The sequence below is a fragment of the Streptomyces sp. NPDC054840 genome (assembly GCF_053611065.1).
This window is the reverse complement of sequence record NZ_JBSGZP010000535.1, coordinates 1-5,252: the sequence shown is the minus strand read 5'-3', so window position 1 is coordinate 5,252 and position 5,252 is coordinate 1. Positions and strand designations below refer to the sequence as shown.

General features: G+C 72.4%; 5 protein-coding genes. 1 reads left to right on the top strand and 4 read right to left on the bottom strand.

The genetic code is table 11. The features are described from left to right. Positions 1 to 59 precede the first annotated feature (59 nt). Positions 60 to 1,418, bottom strand: a complete 1,359-nt coding sequence (locus ACWGIU_RS28935) for a discoidin domain-containing protein (protein ID WP_453710656.1) — start codon at positions 1,416 to 1,418, stop codon at positions 60 to 62. 246 nt (positions 1,419 to 1,664) lie between these two features. Here ACWGIU_RS28935 and ACWGIU_RS28930 point away from each other — a divergent pair, with 246 nt between their 5' ends. Next, positions 1,665 to 1,871: a hypothetical protein gene (locus ACWGIU_RS28930; RefSeq protein ID WP_453710654.1), complete on the top strand. Its 207-nt coding sequence runs from the start codon at positions 1,665 to 1,667 to the stop codon at positions 1,869 to 1,871. Positions 1,872 to 1,886: 15 nt separating this feature from the next. On the opposite strand, the gene ACWGIU_RS28925 is transcribed toward ACWGIU_RS28930, so the two are convergent. The 3 genes from ACWGIU_RS28925 to ACWGIU_RS28915 form a co-directional block, all read right to left on the bottom strand. Beyond that, entirely contained in the window at positions 1,887 to 2,786 is a 900-nt protein-coding gene (locus ACWGIU_RS28925) for a polysaccharide deacetylase family protein (protein WP_453710652.1), read from the bottom strand. A 59-nt stretch (positions 2,787 to 2,845) separates the two neighbouring features. After that, positions 2,846 to 3,676, bottom strand: coding sequence for a PPK2 family polyphosphate kinase (locus tag ACWGIU_RS28920; protein ID WP_453710657.1), 831 nt, complete (start codon positions 3,674 to 3,676; stop codon positions 2,846 to 2,848). A gap of 331 nt (positions 3,677 to 4,007) precedes the next feature. Further along, positions 4,008 to 5,252: alkaline phosphatase PhoX (locus ACWGIU_RS28915; RefSeq protein WP_453710650.1), on the bottom strand; the 1,245-nt coding region annotated here is incomplete at its 5' end.

The window sequence follows — 5,252 nt, the reverse complement described above, 5'->3', positions numbered from 1 at the left end:
CCGCCGGACCCCTGGGGGGCGGGGCGGCGCGTCCGGGCGGCCGTTGGCGGCCAGGTACATCAGTGGCAGCTGTACTTCGGGCTCGTGTCCTTGACCTGGCCGTCGGTGGCCACGTAGGTCCATCCGTAACCGGAATCGGTGAAGTCCAGCTTCACCACGCCGTACGGTCCGCTGATCCGCTTCTGGCTGTTGGGCTGGACCTCCTCGATCGGGTACGGTTCGGCGCCGCCCATCCCGCCGACGATCTCCACGATCCCGTCGGCCGTCGCCCGGCCCTCGGGGTCCTGCGGGGCGAACCGCTCGTAGTGGTGGTCGTGCCCGTTCAGGACCAGGTCGGCCCGTGCGGCGTAGAGGATCTTCCAGACCGGCTTGGAGACGGGGTCGTTGCCGTGCCCGCCGGAGGAGTACAGCGGGTGGTGCCAGTAGGCGGCGACGCACGGCTTCGTATTGGCGGCGAGGTCGGCCTTCAGCCAGTTGGTCTGGGCGGCCTGGTCGAAGGAGTTGGAGTCGAGGGCGACGAAGTGCCAGTTGCCCTCGTCGAAGCTGTAGTAGCTCTTGCCCTGCGGGAAGGCGATGCTGCCGAAGTACGACTTGTACCCGGCGAGCGGGCCGGCCGGGTCGTACGTCTCGTGGTTGCCCGGGACGGGCCGGGTCCGGGACTTGAAGGCACCCCAGCTCTTGTCGTAGTAGGCCCGGTAGTCGGACAGCCGGGCGTCGTCGTACTGGTTGTCGCCCATCGTCAGATAGAACTTCGGGTCGATCCGCCGGGCGAGCGCGGCCGTCTTCGGGTGCGCACACCCACTGTCGGACGCCGTGCACTGAGCGGCGATGTCACCGGCGGCGACGACGGTGAAGGAGCCGCCCGGCGGCGGCCCGTCCCCGACGGTGCCGTACACCTCGGCCTCGAAGAGCGAGTAGCCGTACGAGGTGCCGCGCGCGGTGCCCTGGACGCGCAGGTAGCGGCCCTTGCCGGAAAGGCCGGTCCAGTCGTCGACGCCGCCGTTGCCGGCGGTCTCGGTGGCGAGCGCGGTCCAGGCGGCGCCGTCGGCGGAGACCTCGACGCGGTAGGCCTTGCCGTAGGCGGCCTCCCAGGTGAGCCGTACCCGCGAGACGGTGGCCCCGGCGCCGAGGTCGACCCGGATCCACTGCGGGTCCTTGCCCTCGGCGCTGGCCCAGCGGGTGGCCGGGTCGCCGTCGAAGGCGTTCTTCGCGCCCAGCGAGGAGGACTCGGCGGAGGAGGCGGTGGCGGGCTTCCCGCGGGATATGAGGGGGTCGGCGGCCGCCCCCGCCCGTCCGGGCCAGGCCAGGAGGAGCCCGCCGACGAGCGTGAGTGCGGCGAGGCCGGTGAGGCCGGTGAGGAGGAGGGTGCGAAGTCTGCCGCGTAACAGAGGGGGATGAGCGGAGGTGTTCAGGCGCATACCTGGAACTCCCTGCCTTGAGGGGGGCGGCGAGAGCTGGACACTGGCGCGGGGCGCCGCACCCGCCCGCGGGCGGGCAGGGGGCGGCGCCACGGCGGCCGGGTCAGAGCTCTCACTGAGCGCGTCATGCCCGTGGGGGTGGGCACCGCGCCAAGCCGCCGCCCGGGACACTAACAGGAAGGAAAGTTTCCTACCAGTACTCGCGCGAGCCCTTGTCCGAGAGTCGTCCGCCGGTAGGCTTGCCCCATGGACCGGCCGGACGAGACCCCGTCGTACTGCCCCGCACCCGCCGAACCCGCTCCTCCCGCCCCGGCCGGCCGGGTGGCGGGACCGCCTTACGCGGACTGCCTTCAGTGCGGCAGGCCCACCGAGTACGGGGTCCTCACCCCGGGCGTGGTGCTCTGCCCCGTGTGCGAGTGGCAGGAAGCCCAGCGCACCGCCTGCTCGGGCTGAGGGCTCAGTTCCGGGCTACTTGCCGATCAGCTCGGACACCTTCACGAACCGGTAGCCGCGCTTGCGCAGTTCCGGGACGATCTGCTGGACGGCCTCCTCGGTGACCGGGGCGGCGCTGCGCGTGCAGTGCATGACCACCACCGAGCCGGGCTTCACGCCGTCGAGCACCTGCTCGGCCACGGCCCCCGGGTCCTTGGCGAAGGCGTCCCCGCTGACCACGTCCCACTGGACGGCCGTGACCTGGGCCGTGGACAGGGCCCGCAGCGCCTGGTCGTCGTAGCAGCCGCCGGGGAAGCGGAAGTAGGGGACGGTGTTGACCGCACCCGCCTGCCGGAAGGCGGCGAAGGCCCGGTCGACATCGGCGCGGGCGGCCGCGCCGTCGAGCGCGGGCAGCCCGTAGCAGGGGGACTTGAAGGCGTGGTGGCTGTACGAGTGGTTCGCGATCTCGAAGTTCGGGTCGGTGCCGATCGCTTTGGCCTGGTCCGGGTACTCCTCGGCCCAGCGGCCCGTCATGAAGATCGTCGAAGGCACCTTGAGGGTGCGCAGGGTCGAGATCAGCGCGGGGTTGTCGAAGTGCTCCCCATCGGCGGCGCGCGGCCCCTGATCGGAGGTCATGTCGGCGTCGAAGGTCAGCGCCACGGTCTTGTCCGTCCGCTGCTTCGCCCGTTCGAAGACAGGAGTCAGTCCGTTCGGGCCGGGCGCCATGGTCGGAGGCTTGGCGGGCGCACCGGCCTGCGGGGAGGCGGCAGGCGATCCGGAGGCGGAGGCCGAGGCGGACGCCGAAGCGGCGGGGGTGCCCATGCGGGCCTCGCGGCCGGCGTCCGGCGCGCCGGCGCCGTCCCCGCATCCGGCGAGGGCGGCGCCGAGCACCGCCGTGGCAGCTGCGGCAGCAACTTTTCGTACGCAAGTGGTCACGTACGCAAAATATATGACTAACCGATCAGAAGAATGAACGACAGGCGGTCGGGCGGAACTCACCCCTCCAGCAGCCGCCTACGACACTCCTCGACATCGAACGCCCCCTTCGGATACTGCGGATCAATGTCCTCCAGGTGCTCCCGCAGCAGCGTGCTGATCGCCCAGTTGCGGTACCACTTGCGGTCGGCGGGCACGACGTACCAGGGCGCAGCATCGGTGGAGCAGCGCTCCAGCGCCACCTCGTACGCCTCCTGGTACGCGGGCCACATGGTGCGCTCCTCGATGTCGCCCGCGTTGAACTTCCAGTGCTTGTCCGGATTGTCCAGCCGCTGCAGGAGCCGGTCCCGCTGCTCCTCGTAGCCGATGTGGAGGAAGACCTTCACCACGGTCACACCGTCGTCCGCCAAGGCCTTCTCGAACCGGTTGATCTGGGCGTACCGGGCGCGCACCCGGTTGCGCGGCACCAGCTCGCGGACCCGGGCGATGAGCACGTCCTCGTAGTGGGAACGGTCGAAGATGCCGATCTCGCCCGGCCGGGGGAGCTCCTGCTTGATCCGCCAGAGGAAGGGGTGGCCCAGCTCCTCCTCGGTGGGCGCCTTGAAGGCTTTGATCCGGCAGCCGGACGGGTTGAACAGGCCGATCACGTGCTTGAGGGTGCCGCCCTTGCCGCTGGTGTCCATGCCCTGGAGGACGAGCAGTACCCGGCGGCGGTCACCGGCGGTGCTCGCCGCGTAGAGCCGCTCCTGGAGGGAGCCGAGCGGCTGCGCCAGCAGAGCGGTGGCCACCACCCCGGCTGCCTTGCCGGCGGGGCCGCCGGGGGTCGCGGCGGGGTCGAGACGGCCGAGGTCCGGCCGTTCGCCCGGGGTGACGCGCAGCAGCTCCCGCAGCGGCCGGTCCCCGGAGCCGTCGGCCTCGGACGGCTCCCCGGGGCCCCCGGCCTCGTCCCGCTCGGCCGCCTTCTCCTGCTTCGAGGCGTCCCCCGGCTTCCCCGCCTTCCCCGTCTTCCCCGGCTTCCCCGCTTTCCCCGTCTTCCCGGCGTTCGCGTCCTTCGCGTCCTTCGTGTCCTTCGCGGGCTCGGCGGACTTCTCCCGCTTCTCCTGCTGCTTCTCGGGCGACTTCGCCGATCGCCGATTCTCGTTCTGCTTCCCTGCCACCGCTGACCACCCCAATCCCGTCGGTTCCGTACGATCTTCCAGCAGACCGAACGGGAGCGCGAGATCAGTGCCAGGGCCCCGTCACCGCGAACGTGGTCCCCGGCGCGTAGGCGTTCACGTACATAGTCCGCCCGTCGGGGGAGAAGGTGACTCCGGCGAACTCCCCCCACTCCGGGGCCCCGGGCCGTCCGATGTCCTCGGCGTTGCGGGCCATCGGGTAGACCTCACCGGCCTCCGTCACCCCGAAGACGTACTGCGCGCCGCCGCCGTCCTCGCAGACCATCAGTCCGCCGTCCGGGGCCAGGCAGATGTTGTCGGGGGAGTCCCCGGGCAGCGCGATGTCGGCGGCCGGGCCGAACCGCACGTCCAGACGGATCGTGGAGCGCCGCGGGTCGTGGAACCACACCTGCCCGTGGTGGTCGGCGGCCGCGCCCTCGCCGCTGCGCGCGAAGCTGGACACGAAGTGCACTCCGCCGTCGCCCCAGTAGCAGCCCTCCAGCTTCTGCGCGTGGGTGATCCCGCCGGGCCCGAAGTCCTGGAGCCGGATCGGCGTCCCGGCCGCCGAGGGGTCGGGCACGGGCACCCACTCCACCGGGAACACCGCCCCGGGCTCGTCGACCACCGCCAGGTCCGCCAGCCCCGGCACCCGGAGGGCCTCCAGCCGGCCCCCGGCCCGCAGCGAGCCGGGCCCGCCGAGCGGACGCTCCGGCAGGAACCGGTAGAAGAGCCCGAACGGCCGGAAGAAGGCGTCCTCGGTCTCGTAGACGACCCCGCGGTACGGGTCCACGGCGACGGCCTCGTGTGCGAAGCGGCCCATCGCGGTGAGCGGCACCGCGCCCGAGCGGTGCGGGTCGGCCGGGTCCACCTCGAAGACGTAGCCGTGGTCGCGGGTGTAACCGGAGGTGCCCGCGCGGTCCTCGGTCTCCTCGCAGCTCAGCCAGGTGTTCCAGGGGGTGCGGCCACCCGCGCAGTTGACGGCGGTGCCGGCGAGGGCGACCCGCTCCCCGGTGACCCGCCCGGCCGCGTCCAGCTCCAGGGCGGTGCAGCCGCCGAGCGCCTGGGGGTCGTAGGTCAGTCCGGGGACCGCGGGGACGCGCAGGGCGGCGGTGCTGCGGTTCTCGTGGTTGCGGACGAGGCGCACGCGGCCGCCGCCGGCCTCGAAGGCGGCCATGCCGTCGCAGTTGGCGGGCACGGGGCCCTCGCCGGAGCGCAGCGGCTCGCCGGTCCGGGACAGCACCCGGTACGTGAACCCCGCGGGCAGGTCCAGCAGCCCGCGCGGATCGGCGACCAGCGGCCCGTACCCGCGGCC

Bases quoted from the DNA above. Each gene is read 5' to 3' on its own strand.
- ACWGIU_RS28935 (WP_453710656.1), bottom strand. From the start codon at position 1,418: ATGCGCCTGAACACCTCCGCTCATCCCCCTCTGTTACGCGGCAGACTT.
- ACWGIU_RS28930 (WP_453710654.1), top strand. From the start codon at position 1,665: ATGGACCGGCCGGACGAGACCCCGTCGTACTGCCCCGCACCCGCCGAA.